26 protein-coding genes are annotated in these 24,461 nt (G+C 66.8%); 4 read left to right on the top strand and 22 right to left on the bottom strand.

The window, feature by feature from the left end; all coding sequences use genetic code 11:
* Window positions 1-165: 165 nt before the first annotated feature.
* The 4 genes from AC1RQG_RS21690 to AC1RQG_RS21675 all read left to right on the top strand — a co-directional run bounded on the left by AC1RQG_RS21690 (window position 166) and on the right by AC1RQG_RS21675 (window position 8,836).
* Window positions 166-2,115: a dipeptidyl-peptidase 5 gene (locus tag AC1RQG_RS21690; RefSeq protein ID WP_493134460.1), complete on the top strand. Its 1,950-nt coding sequence runs from the start codon at window positions 166-168 to the stop codon at window positions 2,113-2,115.
* Entirely contained in the window at window positions 2,112-6,275 is a 4,164-nt protein-coding gene (locus tag AC1RQG_RS21685; protein ID WP_493134459.1) for an SNF2-related protein, read from the top strand. Before AC1RQG_RS21690 ends, AC1RQG_RS21685 begins: the two co-directional genes overlap by 4 nt.
* Window positions 6,276-6,422: 147 nt before the next feature.
* Entirely contained in the window at window positions 6,423-8,390 is a 1,968-nt protein-coding gene (locus tag AC1RQG_RS21680; protein WP_493134457.1) for a DUF885 domain-containing protein, read from the top strand.
* A 287-nt stretch (window positions 8,391-8,677) separates the two neighbouring features.
* A complete protein-coding gene (locus tag AC1RQG_RS21675; RefSeq protein WP_493134455.1) occupies window positions 8,678-8,836 on the top strand; it encodes a hypothetical protein in 159 nt (52 codons plus the stop codon).
* A gap of 47 nt (window positions 8,837-8,883) precedes the next feature.
* On the opposite strand, the gene tatC is transcribed toward AC1RQG_RS21675, so the two are convergent.
* The 22 genes from tatC to mlaD all read right to left on the bottom strand — a co-directional run bounded on the left by tatC (window position 8,884) and on the right by mlaD (window position 24,393).
* A complete protein-coding gene (tatC, locus tag AC1RQG_RS21670) occupies window positions 8,884-9,639 on the bottom strand; it encodes a twin-arginine translocase subunit TatC (protein ID WP_493134453.1) in 756 nt (251 codons plus the stop codon).
* Window positions 9,640-10,134 (bottom strand): Sec-independent protein translocase protein TatB, encoded by a 495-nt coding sequence (gene tatB / locus AC1RQG_RS21665; RefSeq protein ID WP_493134451.1) that lies wholly within the window; start codon window positions 10,132-10,134, stop codon window positions 9,640-9,642.
* 42 nt (window positions 10,135-10,176) lie between these two features.
* A complete protein-coding gene (gene tatA / locus AC1RQG_RS21660) occupies window positions 10,177-10,383 on the bottom strand; it encodes a Sec-independent protein translocase subunit TatA (protein ID WP_493134450.1) in 207 nt (68 codons plus the stop codon).
* Window positions 10,384-10,526: 143 nt separating this feature from the next.
* Window positions 10,527-10,898, bottom strand: a complete 372-nt coding sequence (locus tag AC1RQG_RS21655) for a histidine triad nucleotide-binding protein (protein WP_493134449.1) — start codon at window positions 10,896-10,898, stop codon at window positions 10,527-10,529.
* 36 nt (window positions 10,899-10,934) lie between these two features.
* Window positions 10,935-11,291 (bottom strand): phosphoribosyl-ATP diphosphatase, encoded by a 357-nt coding sequence (locus tag AC1RQG_RS21650; protein WP_493134447.1) that lies wholly within the window; start codon window positions 11,289-11,291, stop codon window positions 10,935-10,937.
* Window positions 11,288-11,770: a phosphoribosyl-AMP cyclohydrolase gene (hisI, locus tag AC1RQG_RS21645; protein WP_493134445.1), complete on the bottom strand. Its 483-nt coding sequence runs from the start codon at window positions 11,768-11,770 to the stop codon at window positions 11,288-11,290. Before hisI ends, AC1RQG_RS21650 begins: the two co-directional genes overlap by 4 nt.
* Before the next feature lie 14 nt (window positions 11,771-11,784).
* Window positions 11,785-12,546, bottom strand: a complete 762-nt coding sequence (gene hisF, locus AC1RQG_RS21640; RefSeq protein ID WP_493134443.1) for an imidazole glycerol phosphate synthase subunit HisF — start codon at window positions 12,544-12,546, stop codon at window positions 11,785-11,787.
* A gap of 47 nt (window positions 12,547-12,593) precedes the next feature.
* On the bottom strand, window positions 12,594-13,370 hold the full coding sequence (gene hisA, locus AC1RQG_RS21635; protein ID WP_493134441.1) for a 1-(5-phosphoribosyl)-5-[(5-phosphoribosylamino)methylideneamino]imidazole-4-carboxamide isomerase: 777 nt from the start codon (window positions 13,368-13,370) through the stop codon (window positions 12,594-12,596).
* A 36-nt stretch (window positions 13,371-13,406) separates the two neighbouring features.
* Window positions 13,407-14,045: an imidazole glycerol phosphate synthase subunit HisH gene (hisH, locus tag AC1RQG_RS21630; protein ID WP_493134440.1), complete on the bottom strand. Its 639-nt coding sequence runs from the start codon at window positions 14,043-14,045 to the stop codon at window positions 13,407-13,409.
* Window positions 14,046-14,096: 51 nt separating this feature from the next.
* Complete coding sequence (gene hisB / locus AC1RQG_RS21625; RefSeq protein WP_493134438.1) at window positions 14,097-14,687, bottom strand: imidazoleglycerol-phosphate dehydratase HisB; 591 nt, start codon at window positions 14,685-14,687, stop codon at window positions 14,097-14,099.
* Between the two features lie 19 nt (window positions 14,688-14,706).
* A complete protein-coding gene (gene hisC / locus AC1RQG_RS21620; RefSeq protein ID WP_493134437.1) occupies window positions 14,707-15,801 on the bottom strand; it encodes a histidinol-phosphate transaminase in 1,095 nt (364 codons plus the stop codon).
* A gap of 29 nt (window positions 15,802-15,830) precedes the next feature.
* Window positions 15,831-16,604, bottom strand: coding sequence for a DNA-methyltransferase (locus tag AC1RQG_RS21615; RefSeq protein ID WP_493134436.1), 774 nt, complete (start codon window positions 16,602-16,604; stop codon window positions 15,831-15,833).
* Between the two features lies 1 nt (window position 16,605).
* On the bottom strand, window positions 16,606-17,931 hold the full coding sequence (gene hisD, locus AC1RQG_RS21610; protein ID WP_493134434.1) for a histidinol dehydrogenase: 1,326 nt from the start codon (window positions 17,929-17,931) through the stop codon (window positions 16,606-16,608).
* Between the two features lie 22 nt (window positions 17,932-17,953).
* Window positions 17,954-18,631 carry an ATP phosphoribosyltransferase gene (gene hisG, locus AC1RQG_RS21605; protein ID WP_182160946.1) on the bottom strand — a complete coding sequence of 226 codons (678 nt, stop codon included), beginning with the start codon at window positions 18,629-18,631 and terminating at the stop codon, window positions 17,954-17,956.
* A gap of 11 nt (window positions 18,632-18,642) precedes the next feature.
* A complete protein-coding gene (gene murA / locus AC1RQG_RS21600) occupies window positions 18,643-19,893 on the bottom strand; it encodes a UDP-N-acetylglucosamine 1-carboxyvinyltransferase (protein WP_493134433.1) in 1,251 nt (416 codons plus the stop codon).
* 2 nt (window positions 19,894-19,895) lie between these two features.
* The gene (locus AC1RQG_RS21595) at window positions 19,896-20,132 is read right to left on the bottom strand and encodes a BolA family protein (RefSeq protein ID WP_493134431.1); all 237 of its coding nucleotides are present in this window, start codon (window positions 20,130-20,132) and stop codon (window positions 19,896-19,898) included.
* A 46-nt stretch (window positions 20,133-20,178) separates the two neighbouring features.
* The gene (locus tag AC1RQG_RS21590) at window positions 20,179-20,946 is read right to left on the bottom strand and encodes an ABC transporter permease (protein WP_493134430.1); all 768 of its coding nucleotides are present in this window, start codon (window positions 20,944-20,946) and stop codon (window positions 20,179-20,181) included.
* Window positions 20,943-21,851: an ABC transporter ATP-binding protein gene (locus AC1RQG_RS21585; protein WP_493134429.1), complete on the bottom strand. Its 909-nt coding sequence runs from the start codon at window positions 21,849-21,851 to the stop codon at window positions 20,943-20,945. The genes AC1RQG_RS21590 and AC1RQG_RS21585 overlap by 4 nt, the downstream gene beginning before the upstream one ends.
* Before the next feature lie 168 nt (window positions 21,852-22,019).
* On the bottom strand, window positions 22,020-22,382 hold the full coding sequence (locus tag AC1RQG_RS21580; RefSeq protein WP_493134427.1) for an STAS domain-containing protein: 363 nt from the start codon (window positions 22,380-22,382) through the stop codon (window positions 22,020-22,022).
* 14 nt (window positions 22,383-22,396) lie between these two features.
* Window positions 22,397-23,056: an MlaC/ttg2D family ABC transporter substrate-binding protein gene (locus tag AC1RQG_RS21575; protein WP_493134426.1), complete on the bottom strand. Its 660-nt coding sequence runs from the start codon at window positions 23,054-23,056 to the stop codon at window positions 22,397-22,399.
* A gap of 33 nt (window positions 23,057-23,089) precedes the next feature.
* A complete protein-coding gene (locus AC1RQG_RS21570; RefSeq protein WP_493134424.1) occupies window positions 23,090-23,926 on the bottom strand; it encodes an MlaA family lipoprotein in 837 nt (278 codons plus the stop codon).
* A complete protein-coding gene (gene mlaD / locus AC1RQG_RS21565) occupies window positions 23,923-24,393 on the bottom strand; it encodes an outer membrane lipid asymmetry maintenance protein MlaD (protein WP_493134422.1) in 471 nt (156 codons plus the stop codon). Before mlaD ends, AC1RQG_RS21570 begins: the two co-directional genes overlap by 4 nt.
* Window positions 24,394-24,461: the final 68 nt, after the last annotated feature.

Raw genomic sequence — 24,461 nt, 5'->3', positions numbered from 1 at the left:
ATCCCGCGCCCCGTTTTTACGCTTTGCCCTGCGCCCCGCATGACGAAACGTAGGCCCGGCGCGACGCCGGCCCAGGCCGGACTTGCGCCGCAACTAAGGCTGGAACATTGGCCGCGCTTTCACTATGATGCCTGCACCCCGATCCCGACCACTTTTGGAGCGACCATGACCCCTGCCACCCCACTACCCACCGCGCCGTTCGGCGCCTGGCCATCGACCATCAGCGCCGCGCGCGTGGCGGCCGGCGCCACGCCGCTGTCGCAACTGGCCGTGGGCGGGGCCGATGGCAGCGACATCTATTGGCTGGCCGGCCGCGCGGCCGAGGCGGGCCGCAACACGCTGCTGCGCCATCGCGGCGCGACGACGGCCGAACTGACCCCGTTGCCGTTCAACGTGCGCAGCCGCGTGCATGAATATGGCGGCGGCGCCTACCTGGTCGATGGCGACACCGTCTACTTCTCGCACCACGCCGACAACCTGCTGTACCGCCAGGACGGCGACACGCCGGCCGTGGCCGTGACCCGGCCCGGCAAGCAGCGCCACGCCGACTTCGTGGCCGACCGCGCCCGCGCGCGCCTGATCAGCGTGCGCGAGCTGCACGGCGACGATCCGCACACGCAGCCCGTCAACACCGTGTGCGCGATCAGCGCGGACGGCGCCGAGACGGTGCTGGCGCAGGGCGCCGACTTCTACGCCGCGCCGCGCCTGTCGCCCGATGGCCGCCAGCTGGCCTGGCTGAGCTGGGACCATCCGCGCATGCCGTGGCAGGGCACGGAGCTGTGGCTGGCGCCGGTGCTGGACGACGGCAGCCTGGGCCCGGCGCGGCGCGTGGCCGGCGGCCCGGAGGAAGCCGTGTGCCAGCCCGAATGGTCGCCGGCCGGCGTGCTGCACTTCGTGTCCGACCGCAGCGGCTGGTGGAATCTGTACCGGCTGGCCGGCGATCAGGTCCAGGCCCTGTGCCCGATGGAGGCCGAATTCGCCACCCCGCACTGGGTGTTCGGCGCTTCCATGTACGGCTTCCGCGCGGCCGACGACATCATCTGCACCTACATCGTGCAGGGCGTGAGCAAGCTGGCGCGCCTGCATGCCGATAGCGGACGGCTGGAGGAAATCGCCAATCCCTACCAGGAGATCCGCGAACTGAAGGTGGGCCCCGGCTTCATCGCGCTGATGGGCGGCAGCCCCACGATCGCGCTGGAACTGGCCCGCATCGAATACACGAGCGACGAGATCGAAGTGCTGGCCCACTCCATCGAGACGCTGCCGGCCGTGGCCGAGCTGTCGGTGCCGCAGTCCATCAGCTACCCCAGCGCCAACGGGCGCACGGCGCACGCCTTCTTCTACCCACCGTGCAATCCGGCCGTGCAGGCGCCGGCCGACAGCCTGCCGCCCGTGATCGTCATCAGCCACGGCGGCCCCACCAGCATGACCACCAGCACGCTCAAGCTGGCCACCCAGTACTGGACCAGCCGCGGCTTCGGGGTGCTGGACGTGAACTACGGCGGCAGCGCCGGCTTCGGCCGCGCCTACCGCGACGCGCTCAAGGGCCAGTGGGGCATCGTCGACGTCGAGGACTGCATCGCCGGCGCGCGCGCGCTGGTGGCGCGCGGCCTGGCCGACGGCGAGCGGCTGATCATCCGTGGCGGCAGCGCCGGCGGCCTGACCACGCTGTGCGCGCTGACCTTCCACGACGTGTTCAAGCTGGGCGCCAGCTACTATGGCGTGTCCGACCTCAAGGGGCTGGACCAGGACTCGCACAAGTTCGAATCGCACTACAACGAATACCTGATCGCGCCGCAGCCGGCGGCCGAGGCGCTGTACCAGGCGCGCTCGCCGATCAACCACACGGACCGGCTGGCGCGGCCCATGATCTTCTTCCAGGGTCTGGACGACAAGGTGGTGCCGCCGCAGCAATCGGAAACCATGGTGGCGGCGCTGCGCGCGCGCGGCGTGCCGGTGGCCTACGTGCCGCTGGAGGGTGAAGGCCACGGCTTCCGCAAGGCCGAGAACATCGTGCGTACGCTGGAGGCGGAGCTGTACTTCTACCAGCGCCTGTTCGGCCTGCACCCGGGCGACGCGCCCGGCGCCGTCCACATCGATAACCTGCCCGCATGAACGAAACGCAGCTGCAGGCCGAATTCGACGCGCTGGCCTACCACGAGAAAATGACGCTGGCCCTGCTCGCGCTGGTCGGCGAGCCGATGGGCCGCACCGCCATCCTCGACCATCTGAAGGCGGCCCGCATCGAGGATGCGAGCGGCGACAAGCTCACCGTCGCCTCGCTGGACGACGCGTTGCGCAAACTCGAACGGCTGGCCTTCACCAACGTGGTGACGGGCCGTGGCCACAGCTGCAACCCCGGCCTGCGCTGGCCGGCCATCCGCGCCGCCATCGGCACCCATGCGCTCGACGACATCAGCCAGGCGCACGATTTACTGGTGCCGCTGCGCCAGACCTGGAACACGGTGGAGCCGCGCAGCTACCGGGCCGGCGTGGCGCGGTTGCGCATGGCGCTGCTGCGCGGCCAGGACCCGCAGCGCGTGCTGCCGCTGCTGGCGTTCTGCCAGAACTGCTACGAGGCGGCCCAGCTCCATCCCCTCATCGAGATCTTCGGCCGGCCATTCGAAGCGGGCATGATCGCCCGCGTCCATCCGCTGCTGCAGGACGACATCCTGACGCTGCTGCTGCACAACGCGCAGCGCGACATCGCCAGCGCGCCCGTGCTGCGCGACTTCACCGAGCAGCACTTCCAGCGCCGCCGCGCCGCTGGCGACGACGTGGCGCCCGCGCTGCGCCTGGCGCTGGCGGAAGACGCCATCCTGTGCGGCCGGCTGGACGACGCGGGCCGCTACCTGGAGGGCACGGCCGGCGCGCAAAGCCAGTTCCTGGCGAGCGCGATCGTGCTGCTGCGCGGCGCCGCCTCGGCCGCCATCACCGGCTTCGACGCCGCGCTCAAGATGCTGCGGCGCGAGTCGGGCAAGCGCAAGCAACTGTTCGCGGGCATGGGCGGCCACCTGTACGTGCTGGCCATGCTGCGCCAGGGCGACCCCAAACTGGACAAGGCCGCCGAAGCCTATCTGGAAGCGGCGCTGCGCGCGCCGCACAACCACGACAGCGCCGTCTACCAGCTGCTGGACCTGCTGCGCCAGGTGCGCGCCGGCACGCTGACGCCGGACACCGTGACCAAACGGGCGTGGGAGACGGGACTGCAGGCGCCGATGTTCCAGGGCTTGCTGTACTTCTGGCTGTCGCAGCCGCAGCTGGCCGATTACCGTCCGCAGCTGGAGGAGCTGGTGCAGCTGGCCGAGCGCGCCGGCTACCACTTCATCGCCGGCCAGGCCGCCAGCCTGCTGGGCCACCTGGGCGACGCGGAACAGGCGCGCCATGGCGCGGCGCTGCGCCGCCAGCATGGCTACGCCGACCTGACCGCGTGGTTCGAGCGGCAGGAAGCATGGCAGCGCCAGCTGGCCGCCCTGATCAATCTGCAGCAGCCGGCCGCGCCCACGGCCGGCGGCAACGCGCGGCTGGCCTGGGTGCTCGATTTTCATCCGCGCCATGGCTTGACGGCCGTCGAGCCGCGCGAGCAGAAGCGCGACGCGCGCGGCATCTGGGGCAAGGGCCGCGCCGTGGCCTTGAAGCGGCTGCGCTTCGAGCCCGAGCAGTTCGATTTCCTCACGCCGCAGGATATGCGCGCGGCAGAGGCGATCGGCGTGGCGCACCGCCACTACCATTCCTCGGGCCTCAGCTACGAGATCGACCCGCAGCGCGCGGCCGCGGCGCTGGTGGGCCACCCGCTGCTGTTCTGGCACGACGCGCCCGACACGCGGGTCGAACTGCTGGCCGGCGCGCCGGAACTGCTGATCCGCAAGGAGGGCGACAACCTGACGATCGCGCTGCAACCGGCCATCCCCGACGATGGCAGCACCGTCATCATCAACAAGGAAACGCCGACCCGGCTGCGCGTGATCCAGATCCTCGACGAACACCGCCGCATCGCCGCCATCGTCGGCGACGGCCTGACCGTGCCGCGCCACGCGGAGCAGCAGGTGCTGCAGGCGATCGGTTCGATTTCGTCGCTGGTGACGGTGCAGTCGGAAATCGGCGGCGCCGGCGCAGACATGGAGCAGGTGGCGGCCGACGCGCGCCTGCACGTGCACCTGCTGCCCTACCAGCATGGCCTGAAGATGCAGCTGCTGGTGCGGCCGCTGGCCGGCGGCGCCTACTACCCGCCCGGCACCGGCGCCGACAGCGTGATCGCGGACGCCGGCGGCAAGCCGGTGCAGGCGCGGCGCGACCTGAACGGCGAACGCGAGGCGGAACGGGCGCTGGTGGCGCGCTGCCCGATCCTCGAATCGGCCGAGCAGGAACACGGCGAATGGCTGCTGGGCCAACCGGCCCTGTGTCTGCAACTGCTGGTGGAGCTGCAGGCGCTAGAACGGGACAGCATCGTGCTGGCCTGGCCGGAAGGCGAGAGCTTCCGCGTCACGCCCAAGGTGGGCAGCGGCCAGCTGCGGCTGGCCATCAAGAGCCACAAGGACTGGTTCGCGGCCAGCGGCGAAGTCCAGGTGGACGAGGGCCAGGTGCTGGACCTGCGCACCCTGCTGGAGCTGATGCACAACAGCCAGGGGCGCTTCGTGGAGCTGGGCGGCAACCGCTTCCTGGCGCTGACGGAGGAACTGCACCGCCGCCTGCGCGAAGTGTCGGCCTACGGCGAGCTGACCGAGGATGGCGTGCGCCTGCATCCGCTGGCCGCGTTCGCGCTGGAGGAGCTGGCCGACGACGCGGGCGGGCTGAAGGCGGACAAGCTGTGGAAGGAACACCTGGCACGCATGCAGGCGCGCACGGAATTCGTGCCGCAACTACCGAGCACCTTGCAGGCCGAGCTGCGCGACTACCAGCGCGAAGGCTACGACTGGCTGGCGCGGCTGGCCCACTGGGGCGTGGGCGCCTGCCTGGCCGACGACATGGGCCTCGGCAAGACGCTGCAGGCGCTGGCCCTGATCCTGGCGCGCGCGCCGCATGGCCCCACGCTGGTGGTGGCGCCCACCTCCGTGTGCCTGAACTGGGTCAGCGAGGCGGCCCGCTTCGCGCCCACGCTCAACGTCAAAGTGTTCGGCGCGGGCGACCGCGCCGACACCCTGGCCACGCTGCAGCCTTACGACATGGTGGTGGCCAGCTACGGCCTGCTGCAGCTGGAGGCCAAGCTGTTCGCCGGCGTGCGCTGGCACACCATCGTGCTCGACGAGGCGCAGGCGATCAAGAACGGCGCCACCAAGCGCTCGCAGGCCGTGATGGCCTTGCAGGGCGACTTCAAGATGGTGGCCACCGGCACGCCGCTGGAGAACCACCTGGGCGAACTGTGGAACCTGTTCCGCTTCATCAATCCGGGCCTGCTGGGCAGCATCGAGCAGTTCAACCTGCGCTTCGCGGGGCCGATCGAGAAGGCCCAGAACCACAAGGCGGAGGTGGGCGCGCGCCAGCGCCTGCGGCGGCTGATCCAGCCCTTCATCCTGCGCCGCACCAAGGCCCAGGTGCTGGCCGAGCTGCCGTCGCGCACCGAGATCACGCTGGAGGTGGAGCTGTCGAAGGAGGAGACGGCGCTGTACGAATCGCTGCGCCGCGCCGCGCTGGAAAAACTGGAGCAGGCGGAAGGCCCGGTCGACCGCAAGACCATCCAGATCCTGGCCGAGATCATGAAGCTGCGCCGCGCCTGCTGCAATCCGCAGCTGGTGGCGCCGGCCCTGGGGCTGGCCAGCAGCAAGCTGGCCGCCTTCGCCGACCTGCTGGAAGGCTTGCTCGACAACCGCCACAAGGTGCTGGTGTTCAGCCAGTTCGTCGACCACTTGAAGCTGATCCGCGACCACCTGGACGCCAACGGCATCCGCTACCAGTACCTGGACGGCGCCACGCCCATGCAGGAACGCAAGAAGCGGGTCGACGCGTTCCAGGCCGGCGACGGCGACGTGTTCCTGATCAGCCTGAAGGCGGGCGGCATGGGCATCAACCTGACGGCGGCCGACTACGTGATCCACATGGACCCGTGGTGGAATCCGGCCGTGGAGGACCAGGCCTCGGACCGCGCGCACCGCATGGGCCAGCAGCGGCCCGTCACCATCTACCGGCTGGTGGCACGCCACACGATCGAGGAGGGCATCGTGGCGCTGCACCAGCACAAGCGCGACCTGGCCGACAGCCTGCTCGACGGCAGCGACCTGGCGGCGCGCATGTCGGCGGCCGACATGCTGGCCATGCTGGCCGAGGGCATGCAGCGCTGATGGCGCCCCCGCAGGACATGTAGCGGCATGTAACGGGCGCCCTCGCGGGCCCCGTTTAGTGATAATCTCCCACGCTTGACCTTGGCGCGCCGCCCCAAACCTGCGAATATGCGCGTCTTGCCCCAACCTACACGAGGCTGCTTTTCTATGATGAAGACCCCCATCGCGCTGGCTGCGCTGCTGACGTCGATCGCGCTGGCGCCGGCCAGCGCCAGCACCCACCAACACCATGCCAAGGCGGCCGCCAGCACGGCCAAAGCGGGGACCAAGAGTTCGTCCCACGGCAAACATGCCAAGGGCGACAGCAAATCCAGCGGCAAGAGTGGCGGCAAAAGCGGTAGTAAAAGCAGCGGCAAGCACGGCAAGGGCCACGCGGCCGCGCCGGTGGCGGCGGCCACCGTGGCCGCCGCCGTGCACAACGCCCACCCCGTGTCGCCCGAGCGGCGCCAGGACAAGGCGCTCGACGCGCTCAGCGTGCAATTCCTGAACGCGCTGTGGCGCATCGACCCGGAAAGCGCGATCTACGCCGGCAAGTACGACACGGCCGCCAGCATGACCGTCTACGACCCGGCCACGCTGGCCAAACAGCAGGCGTTCACGGACGACTGGCTGGGCCGCTTCGCCAAGGTCGACACGCGCCAGCTGTCGGCCAGCCGGCGCACCGACCTGGCGCTGCTCATCAACAAGCTGAACTCGGACCGCTTCAACCTCACCACGTTCCGCGAATTCCAGTGGAATCCGGCGCTGTACAACCCGGCCGGGCCGATCGACCTGATCCTCAGCACGAAATACGCGGCCAAGCCGCAGCGGCTGCGCACGCTGCTCAAGCGCATCGCCAGCATCCCCGCCTATTACGACGCGGCCCGCGCCAACCTGACCGACCCCACGCCCGAGCACACCAGGCTGGCCATCGCGCAGGCGCCCGGCGTGCTCACCGTGCTGACCCAGCTCGACAAGGAAGCCCAGGCGTCCATCCTCACGCCGGTGGAAAAGCAGCTGTTCACCCAGCGCATCAACGCGGCGCTGACGGCCGTCGACGGCTACGTGGCCTTCCTGAAGGACCTGGACCAGACCATGGCCAAGAACGGCACCGGCCGCTCGTTCCGCATCGGCAAGGACTTGTACGAGCAGAAATTCGCGTTCGACATCCAGTCCGGCGGCACGGCCGAGCAGACGTACAACAAGGCGCTGGCCGCCCGCGAGGAATTGCTGGCCAATATGGACAAGCTGTCCGACGAGCTGTGGACCAAGACCATGGGCGACGCCGCCAAGCCCGACGACCGCTACGCCAAGATCAGCATGGTGATCGACAAGCTGTCGAGCCACCACGTGGCGCGCGAGAATTTCTTCAGCGAGATCCGGCGCCAGGTGCCGCTGCTGCAGGACTGGGTGATCAGCCATGACCTGCTGACGCTCGACCCCAGCAAGCAGCTCGAGGTGCGCGCCACCCCGGCCTACCAGAGCGGCGTGGCCGGCGCCAGCATCGACGCGCCCGGCCCGTACCGGCCGCAGGACCGCACCTACTACAACGTGACCCCGCTCGACGGCGCCACCCCGGAGGCGGCCGAAAGCAGCCTGCGCGAATACAACGACTGGATCCTGCAGATCCTCAACATCCACGAAGCCATACCCGGCCACTACGCGCAGCTCGTGTACGCCAACCGTTCGCCGTCCATCGTCAAGTCCATCTTCGGCAATGGCGCCATGGTGGAGGGCTGGGCCGTGTACGGCGAGCGCATGATGCTCGAATCGGGCTACGGCGACAACGCGCCCGAGATGTGGCTGATGTGGTCGAAATGGAATCTGCGCAGCGTGACCAACACCATCCTCGACTACAGCGTGCACGTGCTGGGCATGACGCAGGAACAGGCCATGGACCTGCTGACGCGCCAGGCGTTCCAGACCCGCAGCGAGGCGGAGGAGAAATGGCACCGGGTGCAGGTGACGTCGGTGCAGCTGACCAGTTATTTCAGCGGCTACAGCGCCATCATGGAATTGCGCGAGCAGCGCAAGCAGGCGCTGGGCAGCAAGTTCTCGCTCAAGCAATTCCATGAGCAATTCCTCAGCTACGGCAGCGCGCCGGTACCCATGATCCGCGAGCTGATGACCCAGTAAGCGGCCTTGCGCGCAGGCAGTGGCACGACGGGACGCGGTGAGCGTCCCGTTTGCTTTGCAGCACCCGCGCGCGGGCTTGCGCGGGCCGCGCGTATGGCGTCCGTTTGCGGGTCCGCAAGCGCCAGAAAATGGGGTCCGCGACGATTGCCGCAGTGACGGCGTCGCGATGTCGTTTCTGCTACGATGAAATCCGGGAGCGACAATGACCATGCCCATACAATTCGGCACGCTTGAGTACGCCAGAAAGCTGGCGGAAGGGGGCGTCCCCCAGCCGCAGGCCGAGGTGCATGAAAGCGCTCGACATCAAGATTCAATCGCTCGACGTCAAGCTTCAAGCGCTCGACGTCAAGGTCGACCGGACGGCCGGGCAGTGTGCCGGACTGCGCTGGCTACTCTACCTCAACCTCGCCGCCAACGCCCTCATCCTCATCAAACTGTTCGCCTGAGGCGGCGAGTCGCCATCAATTGCGACGCCTCAAAGCCGTCCCTGCAGTCACGACGTCTCTTCCGGCGCCTGGGTCACGCGCACGAAGATGGGCGCGACCAGCAAGCCCAGCTCGAATAGCAGGCACATGGGCAGGGCCAGCGAGAACTGGCTGACGATGTCGGGCGGCGTAACGACGGCCGCCACCACGAAGGCGCCCACGATGGCGTAGGGCCGCACTTCCTTGAGCTTCTCCACGCTCACCAGGCCCATGCGCACCAGGATCACCACCACCACCGGCACTTCGAACGTGGCGCCGAACGCCAGACACATCGACATGACGAAATCGAGATAGTTTTCGATATCGGGCGTGACGGCGATCGACTGCGGCGAGAACTCGCTGATGAACTTGAACACGCGGCCGAACACGAAGAAGTAGCAGAACGCCACCCCCATCATGAACAGCAACGACGACGAGACCACCAGCGGCGCGATCAGCCGTTTCTCGTGCGCGTACAGGCCGGGCGCGATGAAGGCCCACAGCTGGTACAGCACCCACGGCAGGGCCAGGATGAAGGCGATCACCAGCGTCACCTTCATCGGCACCAGGAACGGCGAGATGACGCCGGTGGCGATCATCTTCGAGCCGACCGGCAGCGAGGCGATCATGGGACGCGCGATGATGTCGTAGATGTGCGAGGGGCCGGGCCACACGAGCAGCCCGATGCACACAAGCACGATGCCGATCGAGGCCTTGACCAGCCGGTCGCGCAGCTCGATCAGGTGAGAGATAAAGGTCTCTTCGCCCTGCTCAGAAGTAGTCATTTAGTAAAACGAGGAGGAGGAATTGCCGCGCGGGCGGAAACGGGCCACGCGCGCCGCGCCCGATGTGACATGCATCTTGCCGCCGTGGCGCTGCTTGTACCAGCCGGGAATGGCCGAATTGCGCACCAGCTTCTTGCGGCGGAACTCGCGTGCCTTGCGGGACAGGTCGTCCGGCGTGGCGCTGATCAGGCGCTCGGTCACCGGCAGCGGGGTGCCGTCCCAGGCGCCTTGCAGGTCGCCCAGGTTGTCCGAGACCGCCTTTTCCACGTCCTGCTTGACGTTCTGGGCCGCCTGCTGCACTTCCTTTTGCAGGTTCTTCAATTCCTCCATCTCGATCTCGCGCGAGACTTCGGATTTGACTTCGTTCAGATAACGCTGGGCCCGGCCGTACAGGGACCCGGCCATCCGCGCCACCTTGGGCAGCTTTTCGGGACCGATGACGACCAGGGCGACGACGCCGATGATGGCTAGTTTGGAAAGACCGAGATCGATCATAAGGCGCAAGCTATCGCGGTCGGGGCCGGGGCCCCGCGCCGCTTACTGCTTGTTCTTCTCTTTCGCGTCGACGTCGATCGTGGGCGGGGTGGTGGCCGCCGGCTTGTCTTCCTCGCCGCGCACGCCATCCTTGAAGCCCTTGACGGCCTTGCCGATGTCGGAACCCATGTTGCCCAGCTTTTTGGTACCGAACACCAGCATCACGACCACCAGCACGATCAGCCAGTGCCAAATACTCATAGAACCCATCTTATTCCCCTTGCAAGGCGGTTACGCCCAAAGAACCCAATGATAACCAATATCCACAGTATAAGCGAAGCGCGGCCCGTCATGTATTTGTCACATGGACTAACATGATCTCGTCCGGAATGCTTAGCTGCGCGGCGCCCCGTTCAATGCAGGCGACGCCACGGATGCGGGCCGCCCACCAGGTGCAGGTGCAGATGGTACACCTCTTGCCCGCCGTCGGGGCCGCTATTGATGATGGTTTTGTAGCCGCCCGTCGGCATGCCGTCGGCGTCGTAGCGGACGGCGCAGCCGAATTCCTCGGCCAGGCGCGGCACCAGGGCCAGCATCTTGCCCAGCAGCGCGGCCTGGCTGGCCGTGCAGTCGGAGAGGGTGGCGAAATGCTGCTTGGGGATCAGCAGCAGATGCACGGGCGCGGCCGGGTTGATGTCCTTGAACGCCAGCAAGTCCTCGTCCTCGTAGACGATGGTCGACGGGATCTGCTTGGCCGCGATCTTGCAAAAAATACAGTTGTCCACAAACACTCCTAAAAAGTCGGGTTGTTACGGTCAGGGTCAGGCGCCGTCGCCCGGCGCGTCCGGGCGGGACGCCTTCTCCACGATGCCGGACACGCCCTCGCGCCGCGCCAGCTCGTCGAGCACCTGCTGCGGGGTCAGGTCGAACTGGGCCAGCAGCACCAGCGTATGGAACCACAGGTCGGCGCACTCGTACAGCACCTTGGAGGCGTCGCCGCCGGCGCGCGCGTCCTTGGCCGCCATCACCGTCTCGGTGGCCTCCTCGCCGATCTTCTTGAGGATGGCGTCGTCGCCCTTGGCGAACAGGCGCGAGACGTAGGAGGTGGCCGGGTCGCCGCCGTTGGCCAGCTTGCGCGATTCGATGATGTCCGCTACGCGGTCCAGGATTGCACTCATGTCGGTTTAGTCTTGTTCGGTTTGGCCACGGCCTTGGGCGCCGGCTTGGCGGGTTCGGGATAGATGATGGCCGGGTCTTTCAACACCGGCTCGGCGACCTGCCAGTCGCCTTCCAGCGCGTCGCCCTCGAATTTCTGGAAGAAGCAGGAATGGCGCCCCGTGTGGCAGGCGATGCCGCCGGCCTGCTCGATCTTGAGCAGCACCACGTCCTCGTCGCAATCGAGGCGGATCTCCAGCACCTTCTGCACGTGGCCGGACTCCTCGCCCTTGTGCCACAGTTTCTTGCGCGAACGGCTCCAGTACACGGCCTCGCCCAGCTCCACCGTGCGCGCCAGCGCCTCGCGGTTCATCCAGGCGAACATCAGCACGTCGTTGCTGCCCGCTTCCTGGGCGATCACGGGCACCAGCCCGTTCTCGTCCCATTGCACTTTCTTCAGCCATTTGGCCTTGGCGAGGCCGTTGTTGGGTGGCGTGGCCATGTTCGTTCCTCCGCTCATGCCAGCCGCATCGGGATGCCCTGGGCCGCCATGAACTGCTTGGCTTCCTGCACCGTGTGCTGGCCGTAGTGGAAGATGCTGGCCGCCAGCACGGCGTCGGCGCGGCCCAGCTTGATGCCGTCTGCCAAGTCCTGCAGGCCACCCACGCCACCCGAGGCGATCACGGGGATGCCGACGGCGTCGGACACGCCGCGCGTCAGCGCCAGGTCGAAGCCGGACTTGGTGCCGTCGCGGTCCATGCTGGTGAGCAGGATCTCGCCCGCGCCCAGCTGCTCCATCTTGCGCGCCCATTCGATCGCGTCCAGGCCGGTGGCCTTGCGTCCGCCATGGGTGAACACCTCCCACTTGCCGGGCGACACCTGCTTGGCGTCGATCGCCACCACGATGCACTGCGAACCGTGCTTCTGCGAGGCGTCGTACACCAGCTGCGGGTTGGCCACGGCCGAGGAATTCATGCTGATCTTGTCGGCGCCCGCGTTGAGCAGGCGGCGCACATCGGCCACCTCGCGCACGCCGCCGCCCACCGTCAGCGGAATGAACACCTGCGAGGCCACCGCCTCGATGATGTGCAGGATCAGGCCGCGGTTGTCGCTGGTGGCCGTGATGTCGAGGAAGGTCAGTTCGTCGGCGCCCTGTTCGTCATAGCGGCGCGCGATCTCGACCGGGTCGCCGGCGTCGCGCAGCTCGGTGAAATTGACGCCCTTGACGACGCGGCCATCGGTCACGTCCAGGCAGGGGATGATACGTTTTGCAAGCATGTTGGAACCCGTCGGCCCGCAGGCCATAATCAAAGAATCTGGCGCGCTTACTCAGCGGCGCCGTCGGTCAGCTCGTCCGCGCGCACCTGGGCCGCAGCCAGGTCCAGCGTGCCCTCGTAGATGGAACGGCCGCAGATCACGCCTTCGATGCCTTCGTCCTGCACCGCGCACAGCGCTTCCACGTCGCCCAGGTTGTGCAGGCCGCCCGAGGCGATCACGGGGATCTTCACGGCCTGGGCCAGCTTGACGGTGGCCTCGATGTTCACGCCGCCCATCATGCCGTCGCGGCCGATGTCGGTGTAAATGATGGACTCCACGCCATAGGCTTCGAATTTCTGCGCCAGGTCGATCACCTCGTGGCCCGACATCTTGCTCCAGCCGTCCGTGGCCACCTTGCCATCCTTGGCGTCCAGGCCGACGATGATGTGGCCGGGGAAGGCGCCGCAGGCGTCGTGCAGGAAGCCTGGGCTCTTGACGGCGGCCGTGCCGATGATCACGTAGCTGATGCCGGCGTCCAGGTAGCGCTCGATGGTGTCGAGGTCGCGGATGCCGCCGCCCAGCTGGACGGGGATCTCATCGATGTCGTTTTCCAGCGCGAAGTCCTGCACCACCTTGAGGATGGCCTTGATGGCGCCCTCGTTCTTCGGCTTGCCGGCGAACGCGCCGTTCAGATCCACCAGGTGCAGGCGGCGGGCGCCCTGCTTGAGCCAGTGCAGCGCCATGTCGGCCGGTTCTTCGGAAAATACGGTGGCAAGTTCCATATCGCCTTGTTTCAGGCGCACGCAGTGACCGTCTTTGAGGTCGATGGCAGGAATGAGCAGCATGATGGTGTCAGAAGTAAGAGTAAAAGGGGGAGGAACTCAAGGTTGCCAGTGAACGAAGTTCTTGTACAGTTGCAGGCCCATGGCCGCGCTCTTCTCCGGGTGGAACTGGGTGGCGAAGATGTTGTCGCGCGCCACGGCGCAGGCGAACGGCTTGCCGTACACGGTCTCGCCCACCACGTGGGCCGCCTGCGCCGGTTCGACGTAATAGCTGTGCACGAAATAAAAATAGCTGTTGTCCGGAATACCCTGCCACAACGGGTGAGACGCCGTCTGGCGCACTTGGTTCCATCCCATCTGCGGCACCTTGTAGCGCGAGCCGTCGTCCTGCAGCATGCCGTCGAGCTGGAAGCGCACCACCTTGCCGGGCAACAAGCCCAGGCCGGCCGCGTTGCCTTCCTCGCTCACGTCGAACAGCATCTGCTCGCCGATGCACACGCCCATCAGCGGCTTGGACTCGGCCGCGCGCATCAGCGCCTCCTGCACGCCCGACTCGCGCAGGCTGCGCATGCAGTCGGGCATGGCGCCCTGGCCCGGCAGCACGATGCGGTGCGCGTTCTCGATGTCGGCCACGTCGCCGGAAATTTTCACGTCCGCTTCCGGCGCCACGGCGCGCAGCGCCTGCGCCACCGAGCGCAGGTTGCCCATGCCGTAATCCACTACAACAATTTTATTCATATTCCATGCATGCTAAGAGTGACCGGAGCCGCCCGCCCGGCGGGGGCGTGCTTACAGGCTGCCTTTGGTCGAAGGGATGGTGCCGGCGGCCCGCTCGTCCAGTTCCGCCGCCATGCGCAGCGCGCGGCCGAAGGCCTTGAACACGGTTTCGCATTGGTGGTGGGCGTTGGTGCCGCGCAGGTTGTCGATGTGCAGCGTCACCAGCGCGTGGTTGACGAAGCCGCGGAAGAATTCCAGCGTCAGGTCGACGTCGAAGGTGCCGATCATGGCGCGCGTGAACGGGATATGGTATTCGATGCCGGGACGGCCCGAGAAATCGAGCACCACGCGCGACAGCGCCTCGTCCAGCGGCACATAAGCGTGGCCGTAGCGGCGGATGCCCTTGCGGTCGCCGACGGCCTTGGCCACCGCCATGCCCAGCGTGATGCCCACGTCCTCCACCGTGTGGTGGTTGTCGATGTGAATGTCGCCCGTCGCTTCCACCTCCAGGTCGATCAGCCCGTGGCGGGCGATCTGATCCAGCATGTGGTCGAGGAAGGGCACGCCGGTGTTTAGCTTTTGCTGGCCGGTGCCGTCCAGGTTGATGGCGACGCGGACCTGCGTCTCGTTGGTGTTGCGCGTGATTTCTGCGGTGCGGTTCATGAAGGGCTCTACGATGGTATCAGGCTGCCAACGATGCTTGCAGGGCATCGAGGAAGGCGGCGTTTTCTTCCGGGGTGCTGACCGTGATGCGCAAACAATTGGACAGCACAGCGTGCATTTTACTCACATTTTTGACTAATACCTTGCGATCAAGGAGTTTCGCGTAGGCATCATCGGCGTTTGGCACCCGAATCAAGATAAAATTCGCCGCCGACGGGAACACCGTCACCCCGGGCAGGGCCGCCATGGCGGCCGCCAAATCGGTGCGCGCGGCCCGCAACTGCGCCGCCTGCTGGTTCAGCACGTCCACGTGGTCGAGCGCGAATTCGGCCGCCGCCTGGGTCAGCACGTTGATGTTGTAAGGAGGCCGCACTTTGTCGAACTGGGCCAGCAATTCGGGCGCGGCCGACATGTAGCCGAGGCGGATGCCGGCCAGGCCCAGCTTGGACACGGTGCGCATCACGACCAGGTTGGGGAACGCGGGCAGGCGGTCCATGAAGCTGGCCTGGGCGAACGGCTCGTAGGCCTCGTCCACCACGGCGATGCCGGTCTCGCCCAATGCCTCGATGATGGCGACGATGGCGTCGGCCTCGAACAGGTTGCCGGTCGGGTTGTTCGGGTAGGACAGGTAGACCAGCGACGGCCGGTGTTGGGCGATGGCGGCCAGCATGGCCGGCAAGTCCAGCGTCAGATCATCCTTGAGCGGCACGCCGACGAAATCCATGCCCGCGAACTGGGCCGAGCGCTGGTACATGACGAACGACGGCGTGGGCGCCAGCACCACGGCGCGCCGCTCCTGCAGCGCGCAGGCCATGTCGAGGATGGAGATCAGCTCGTCCGAACCATTGCCGAGCATGACGTCGTAACCGGCCGGCACGCCCAGCCGCGCGCAGATGCGCTGCTTGAGCGCGCTGTACGAGGCCACCGGATAGCGGTTCAGCGTGGCGTCGGCCAGGCGCCGGCCCAGCTCGCGCAGCAGCGGCTCGGGCAGGGCATACGGGTTCTCCATCGCGTCGAGCTTGATGTAGCCGCTCGCATCGGGCACATGGTAGCTGCCGATGGCGCGCACGTCGGCACGGATGGTGGCGGCGATGAGGTTGGATACGGCGGACATCTGGCAAAGCTCCTGGTGGGGTGGGCGGGCTAGGCGGCGACTGCGTCGTCGTCCAGCTGCGCCAGCCGCTCGTTGATGATGGCGCAGTAATCGGGGTTCAATTCAAAGCCGACGAACTGACGGCCGCAGCGGCGGGCCGCGATGGCCGTGGTGCCGCTGCCCATGAACAGGTCCAGCACCACGCCGTCCGGCGGGCACGATGCCTTGACCATGCGTTCGATGATCTCCAGCGGCTTCTGGGTCGGATGGTCGGCCCGCTCCGGGTGCTCGCGGTGCAGGCGCGACACGCTCCACAGATCCTTCGGGTTGTAGCCCACCTCCAGCCACTTGGCACCGACGAAGATGGAGCGCGAGCGGGCCTTCTTGGTGGCCGCGTCGTACGGGATGCGCACCGCGTCCAGGTCGAAATAGTAATCCTTGCGGCGCACGAAAAAGCCGATGGTGTCATGCACCGACGAGAAGCTGCGCACGCTGCCGCCCATGGACGGCACGCGGCGGTCCCAGATGATCTCGTTCATCATCGTCATGCGTTGCTTGAGCATGACGAAGATCTCGGGCGAGAAGCGCCACGTGAGGAAGATGTACAGGCTGCCGTTGGGCTTGAGCTTGGGCAGGGCCAGGTCGATCCACTGTTCGGTCCAGCGCAGGTAGTCATCCACGCTTTGCTTGTCCGACGCGTTGCCGTAGTCCTTGCCGAGGTTGTAGGGCGGGTCGGTGAGGATCAGATCGACGGAACCATCGGGGATGCGCGCCAGTCCGGTCAGCGCATCCTCGCAAAAAACCTGGTTCAGCCAAGCATCCATCTCAGATGGCCGACTTGAGGCGCAGTTCCGCGCTGCGGGCGTGCGCCTGCAAGCCTTCGCCGTAGGCCAGTTCGGCCGCCACCTTGCCCAGGGTCTGGGCGCCCGCCTCGCTCACGTGGATGATGGACGAGCGCTTCTGGAAATCGTACACGCCCAGCGGCGACGAGAAGCGCGCCGTGCGCGAGGTGGGCAGCACGTGGTTGGGACCGCAGCAATAGTCGCCCAGCGATTCGGACGAGAAGCGGCCCAGGAACATGGCGCCGGCGTGGCGGATCTTGTCTGCCCACTGCTGCGGTTGTTCGGCCGAGATTTCCAGGTGCTCGGCCGCGATGGCGTTGGCGATGGCGCAGGCCTCGTCCATGTCGCGCACCTTGACCAGGGCGCCACGGTCCGTCAGCGAGGTGCGGATGGTGGCCGCGCGCGGCATGGCCGGCAGCAGCTTGTTCAGGCTCGCTTCCACGCGGGCGATGTAGGCCGCGTCCGGGCACAGCAGGATGGCCTGGGCCAGCTCGTCGTGCTCGGCCTGCGAGAACAGGTCCATGGCCACCCAGTCCGGGTCCGTGGTGCCGTCGCACACCACCAGGATCTCCGACGGGCCGGCGATCATGTCGATGCCCACCACGCCGAACACGCGGCGCTTGGCGGCGGCCACGTAGGCGTTGCCGGGGCCGACGATCTTGTCGACGGGCGTGATGGTCTCGGTGCCGTAGGCCAGCGCGGCCACGGCCTGGGCGCCGCCGATGGTGATCACGCGCGTCACGCCGGCGATGGCGGCGGCGGCCAGCACCATCTGGTTCTTCACGCCGTCCGGGGTCGGCACCACCATGATGATCTCGCCCACACCGGCCACGTGGGCCGGGATCGCGTTCATCAGCACCGACGATGGATAAGCGGCCTTGCCGCCGGGGACGTAGATGCCCACGCGGTCGAGCGGCGTGACCTTCTGGCCCAGCACCGTGCCATCGGCTTCGGTGTAGGTGAAGCCGTTCAGTTCCTGCTTCTGGCGCTGGTGGAAGGCGCGCACGCGGTCGGCCGCCGTCTGCAGCGCCTGGCGCTGGGCGTCCGGCAACGCGGCCAGCGCGGCCTGCAATTCCTGCTGCGACACCTCGAAGGCGGCCATGCTGGTGGCGCCGCCGTAGGGGATGCGGTCGAAACGGTTGGTGTATTCCAGCACGGCGGCGTCGCCGCGCGCCTTGACGTCGGCCAGGATGGCCGTGACGGCCGTCTCGATGGCGTCGTCGGTGCTGGCCTCGAACGCCAGCAGGGCGGACAGGGCGGACTGGAAATCGGCTTGGCTGGAGTCGAGCTTGGTGATCTGAATCGGCATGATGGGCGGTTCCGGCTGTTCTTTATTGGCTCTTGGGCTGGGAAGCGCGTTCGAACGCTTCGATGATCGGTTGCAGACGCTCGCGCTTGAGCTTCAGCGCGGCCTGGTTCACGATCAGGCGCGACGAGATCGGCATGATCGCCTCCACTTCCACCAGGTCGTTGGCGCGCAGCGTGTTGCCGGTGCTGACCACGTCGACGATGGCGTCCGACAGGCCCACCAGCGGCGCCAGCTCCATCGAGCCGTACAGCTTGATCAGGTCCACGTGCACGCCCTTGGCGGCGAAGTGCTCGCGCGCCGTCTGCACGAACTTGGTGGCCACGCGCAGGCGCGCGCCCTGGCGCACGGCCGTCTCGTAGTCGAAGCCGTTCTTGACGGCGACCGACATGCGGCAGGTGGCGATGTTCAGGTCGATCGGCTGGTACAGGCCCTCGCCGCCGTGCTCGAGCAGCACGTCCTTGCCGGCCACGCCGAAATCGGCCGCGCCGTGCTGCACGTAGGTCGGCACGTCGGTGGCGCGCACGATGATCACGCGCACGTTGGGATCGTTGGTGTTCAGGATCAGCTTGCGCGACGTTTCCGGATTCTCGGTCACGGTGATGCCGGCCGCCTCCAGCAGCGGCAGGGTGTCTTCGAAGATGCGGCCTTTCGACAGCGCCAGGATCAGTTGCGAGTTGGACTGGCCGTTAAATGCACTCATGGTGGTTCCCGTTATTTGATGCGGCGGATGTCGGCGCCCACGGCCGACAGCTTCACTTCCATGCGGTCGTAGCCGCGGTCGAGGTGGTAGATGCGGTCCACCAGCGTCTCGCCGCGGGCCGCCAGCGCGGCGATCACCAGCGAGGCCGAGGCGCGCAGGTCGGTCGCCATCACGGGCGCGCCGACCAGCTGCTCCACGCCCTTGATGAAGGCCGTGTTGCCGTCGGTCTCGATGGCCGCGCCCAGGCGGTTCATCTCCTGCACGTGCATGAAGCGGTTCTCGAAGATCGTCTCGGTGACGCGGCTGGCGCCGTCGGCCACGGTGTTGACGGCCATGAACTGCGCCTGCATGTCGGTCGGGAAGCCCGGGTATTCGGTGGTGCGGAAGCTGACCGGGGTGGGGCGGCGGTGCATCTGCGCGCGGATCGAGTCCGCGCCGATCGTCATCTCCAGGCCCATTTCGCGCAGCTTGTCGAGCGCCGCGTCCATGATGTCGGTGCGGGTGTTGCGCAGCGTGATGTCGCCGCCGGCCGCCGCCACGGCGCACAGGAAGGTGGCCGCCTCGATGCGGTCCGAGATCACGGCGTGCTTGGCGCCATGCAGCTCGGGCACGCCCTGGATCACCAGGCGGTCGGTGCCGATGCCTTCGATCTTCGCGCCCATGGCCACCAGCAGGTGGGCCAGGTCGGTCACTTCCGGCTCGCGCGCCGCGTTTTCGAGGATGGTCTCGCCTTCGGCCAGGGTGGCCGCCATCAGCAGGTTCTCGGTGCCGGTGACGGTGATCATGTCGGTGACGATGCGGGTGCCCTTGAGCTTCTTGCACTTGGCGTAGATGTAGCCGCCTTCGATGGAGATCTCGGCGCCCAGCGCCTGCAAGCCCTTGATGTGCTGGTCCACGGGGCGCGAACCGATGGCGCAGCCGCCCGGCAGCGACACCTTGGCTTCGCCGAAGCGCGCCAGCAGGGGGCCCAGCACCAGGATCGAGGCGCGCATGGTCTTCACCATCTCGTACGGCGCTTCCAGCTTGGTGATGGCGCCGCCGTTGAGGGTGACGCGCTCGCCGTCCTGTTCCACCTTGAGGCCGGTCTGGCCCAGCAGCTTGAGCATGGTGGCCACGTCGTGCAGGTGCGGCACGTTCGACAGTTCCAGGTCGCCCGCCGTCAGCAGGCCGGCGCACAGGATGGGCAGGGCCGCGTTCTTGGCCCCCGAGATGGAGATCTCGCCGGACAGGCGCTTGCCGCCTTGAATGAGGAGCTTGTCCATGCTTAGCCTTGGTATTCTTCTGGGGTCAGGGTCTTCATCGACAGCGCGTGGATTTCCTCGCGCATGCGGTCGCCCAGCGCCGCGTACACCAGCTGGTGGCGCTGGATCGGGCGCTTGCCGGCGAACGCCGGCGACACGATCACGGCCTGGAAGTGGTGGCCGTCGCCTTCCACTTCGAGATGGGTGCATTCGAGGCCGGCGGCGATGTAGCTGTGGATCAGTTCTGGAGTAGTGGACACGATGATTCCTTGATATTGAATTCGGTATAAACGGTATGAATTGTGATCAGTGGCGCAGCCGGTAGCCGCTGCGCAGCAGGCGGATCGCCGCCAGCGCCAGCACCACCAGGAAGGCCGACACGATGACCAGGCTGACCACCGGGTTGACGTCGGACTGGCCGAAGAAGCCGTAGCGGAAGCCGTCGATCATGTAGAAGAACGGGTTCAGGTGCGACACGGTCAGCCAGAACGTGGGCAGCGAGTGGATCGAGTAGAACACGCCGGACAGGAAGGTCAGCGGCATGATGAGGAAGTTCTGGAACGCGGCCAGCTGGTCGAATTTTTCTGCCCACACGCCGGCGATCAGGCCCATGGTGCCGAGGATGGCGGCGCCCAGCAGCGCGAACACGGCGATCCACAGGGGCGCGGTGAACGACAGGTGGGCGAACCAGGCCGTGACGATGAACACGCCGAGGCCGACGACCAGGCCGCGCACCATGGACGCCAGCACGTAGGCCGAGAAGATTTCCCAGTGCGACAACGGGGTCAGCAGCACGAACACGAGGTTGCCCGTGATCTTGGACTGGATCAGCGAGGACGAGGAATTGGCGAACGCGTTCTGCAGCACGCTCATCATCACCAGGCCGGGGATCAGGAAGGCCGTGTAGTTGACGCCCGCGTACACCTGCACCCGGCCTTCGAGCACGTGGCCGAAGATCAGCAGGTACAGCATGGCCGTCAGGATGGGCGCGGCCACGGTCTGGGTCGCCACCTTCCAGAAGCGCAGGGTCTCCTTGTAGACCAGGGTGCGGAAGCCGGTCGAGATCAGGCTCATACGGTCCCCTTTTCCATGATTTGCAGGAAGATGTCTTCCAGGTCGGCCTGCTGCAGCTGCATCTCGTCGATCACGGCGCCGCTCTCGCGCACGCGCGCGAGGATGGCTTCGACCTCGGCGTAATCGTTGATGCGCAGGTTGTATTCGCCGGGCACGGCCAGCTCGGCGTGGGTGATCAGGTGCTGCAACTGCGGCGGCAGCGCGCCCTTCAGGTGCAGGTTGAGCTGGGAGCCGGAGATGCGGCGGATCAGCGCGCTCATGGTGTCGAGCGCCACGATCTTGCCGGCCTTGAGCATGGCCACGCGCTTGCACATGGCCTGCGCCTCCTCCAGGTAGTGGGTGGTCAGCACCACCGTGTGGCCCGCGCGGTTCAGGCGCGAGATGAACTTCCACAGCGTCTGGCGCAGTTCCACGTCCACGCCGGCCGTCGGCTCGTCGAGCACGATCACGGGCGGCTTGTGCACCAGCGCCTGGGCCACCAGCACGCGCCGCTTCATGCCGCCCGACAGCGCGCGCATGTTGGTGTCGGCCTTGTTGGTCAGGTCCAGGTTGAACATCACCTCGTCGATCCAGTCGTCGTTGCGCGACAGGCCGAAATAGCCGGACTGCAGCCGCAGCGTCTCGCGCACGGTGAAGAAGGGGTCGAACACCAGTTCCTGCGGCACCACGCCGAGCTTGCGGCGGGCGGCGCGGAAATCGCTCTGCACGTCGTGGCCGTGGATGGTGACGCTGCCGGCGTCGGGCCGGATCAGGCCGGCGATGATGGAGATCAGGGTGGTCTTGCCGGCGCCGTTCGGGCCGAGCAGGCCGAAGAACTCGCCCTCCTCGATCGCCAGGGAAACGCCGCCCAGTGCCTGCAGCGACTGGTAGCGCTTCTGGACCTGGTTGATTTGGATAGCTGTCATGCTGGACTTGTCAGTTGTTGCCGCAGCGCAAGGACACGGCAGGGATGCTCGTTGGCGGAAGGTGGTGCTTGGCGCCGCGGCACGATTTGGGCGGCGGCAACGTTCAATTATAGGGGAATTTTGATCCGGCAGAGCCGGACCCGGTGATTCTTGGGAGACGGGGAACGGTCAATGGTGATGCAGATCGGCCGCCGTCAGGCCGATGGCGGCGGACGCGGGCGCGCCAGCCACGGGGAGCGACTCGGCCGGGGCCGCGTCGGGGAACAGCAGCGTGCACACGCCGTACAGCTTGGTCAGGCTTTGCAGGGCCGGCGGCAGGTTGCGCAGGGCCAGCGAGAAGCCGGCCTCGCGCGCGGCCCGCTGCCACGCCAGCATGACGGCCACGGCCACCGAATCGACCGTCAGCACGTGGCACAGGTCGAATTCCTTCTGCCCGGCGCGGATGGCCGCCAGGCCGCGCTCAAGCGCCGCGGTGGCGTTGAGCACGGTCAGCGACGACAGCGATTGCAGATTGTCTAACGTTTCGGCCATGGTCGTCGGTGGTCTTATTTCGTGTTGGCGGCGGCCTTGATGGGCTTGCTGGCCAGCTTCTTGTTCTTGTCGGACAGGGCCTTGATCAGGCCGTCGATGCCGCCCTTGCTGATCTCGGAGGCGAAGGTGCCCTTGTAGGTCTCCACCAGCCAGGCGCCGAGCACGTTGATGTCATAGATCTTCCAGCCGTTGGTGGGCGACTTGGCCACGCGGTAGTTGAGCGGAATCGGTTCGCCGCGCGGCACGTTGACCTGCGAGCGCACCTCCACCTCGGTGTCCGACGGGTCGGCGCGCAGCGGCTTGAACTCCACCGTCTCGTTCTTGATCTGCGACAGGGCGCCCGAGTAGGTGTAGATCAGCAGCGTGCGGAACTCGGCCGACAGGGCCTTTTGCTGCTCGGGCGTGGCGTCGCGCCAGAAACGGCCCGAGGCCAGTTGCGTCATGCGCTGGAAGTCCACGTACGGCAGGATCTTCGATTCCACCAGGTCCATGACCTTTTTCTGGTCGCCGGCCTGGATGGCCTTGTCGGCCTTGGCCGTGTCGATCACGTCCTGGGAGATGCGTTTGACGAGCACGTCCGGCGCCTCGACGGCGGCCGGGGTGGCGGTGGCGGCGCCGGCATAACCTGCCAGCGCGACGGTTGCTAATGCGATCAGTTGTTTGATGAATTTCATGTTGTGCTTACCTATGTTTGGTTCTCGACAGGGTCACAGGCTGTCTTTTTTTGCAGCCGGCGCTTCCGAGTTTAACTCTTTTGGCGCCGGTTCGGATGACACCGGTGCGGAAGTTTCTCCGTCGTCAACTTTTTTCACGCCGTCGTCGTCGTCCCTGGGCGGCTGCTTGTGCGGTGGCGGGTCGCCGTCGTAGACCTTGCTTTCGCGCCGTTGCAGGAAGCCGTCGCGCACGAATTGATAGCGGTCCAGCGCCGCATCCTCGAGCAGCGAGGAGGCGTCCAGCAGGTTGGCGCGCTGGTCCACGGCGCGCGTGGCCGTGCCGATGTTGCGCAGGTAGATCGGTTCCTTGTAGCGCCAGATGTCGCCGTTGAAGTCCAGCGGCAGGGCGGCCGTGTCGCGCACGGTGGAGGCGCCGAACAGCGGCAGCATCAGGTAGGGGCCGGACGGCACGCCCCAGTGACCGAGGGTCTGGCCGAAGTCCTCGTTGTGCTTGGGCAAGCCGGCCTGGGAGGCGAAGTCGATCACGCCCAGCAGGCCGAAGGTGGTGTTCAGCGCGACGCGCGTCACGTCCGACATGCCGGCCTCGCCCTTGCCTTGCAGCAGGTTGTTGACGGCGCTCCAGGCGTCGGCCAGGTTGCCGAAGAAGTTGTCGACGCCGGTCTGCACGAACGACGGCAGCACGGCGCGGTAGGCGGTGGCGGCCGGTTTCAGGGCCACCTGGTCGACCGTGTCGTTGAACTTGAACATGGCGCGGTTGAAACCCTCGTACGGGTCGCGCGGGTTGGGGCCGGCGCAACCGCTGAGCAGGGTGGCCGCGCCCAGCGCCAGCGTCAGTGAGCGCACGCGCCATTTGCCGGGAATAGGGGTCATTTGCTGTCCTTTCCTTCCGCTGCCTTGCTGTAGATGAACTGGTTGATCAAGTCCTCCAGCACGGCGGCCGACTGGGTGCGGGCGATCTTGTCGCCGCCCACCAGGTTGTTGGTGTCGCCGCCGGCCTCGATGCCCACGTACTGCTCGCCCAGCAGGCCGGCCGTGAGGATCTTGGCCGAGCTATCCTTGGGGAACTTGTAGCCTTCGTCCATGTCCAGCTTGACCAGCGCCTGGTAACTCTTGTCGTCGAACTGGATCTGGCCCACCCGGCCCACCACCACCCCGGCCGCCTTGACGGGCGCCTGGGGACGCAGGCTGCCGATGTTGTCGAACTTGGCCACGATAGTATAGGTCTTGCCGAACGACAGCGAGCTCATGTTGCCGGCCTTGAGTGCCAGGAACATCAACGCCGCCGCGCCGATCACGATGAACAGACCCACCCACACATCCAGAGATTTACGTTGCATAACATCATCCTAAAGAATTTTCCGGGCGGCGGCGCGTGCCGCCAGCCACTATGTTGCGTTTTCCGGCG

It is taken from the genome of Rugamonas sp. GW822-FHT03B10 (assembly GCF_058801745.1).
Note: the sequence above shows the minus strand (reverse complement) of the source record. Positions and strands in the feature narration are given on the sequence as shown.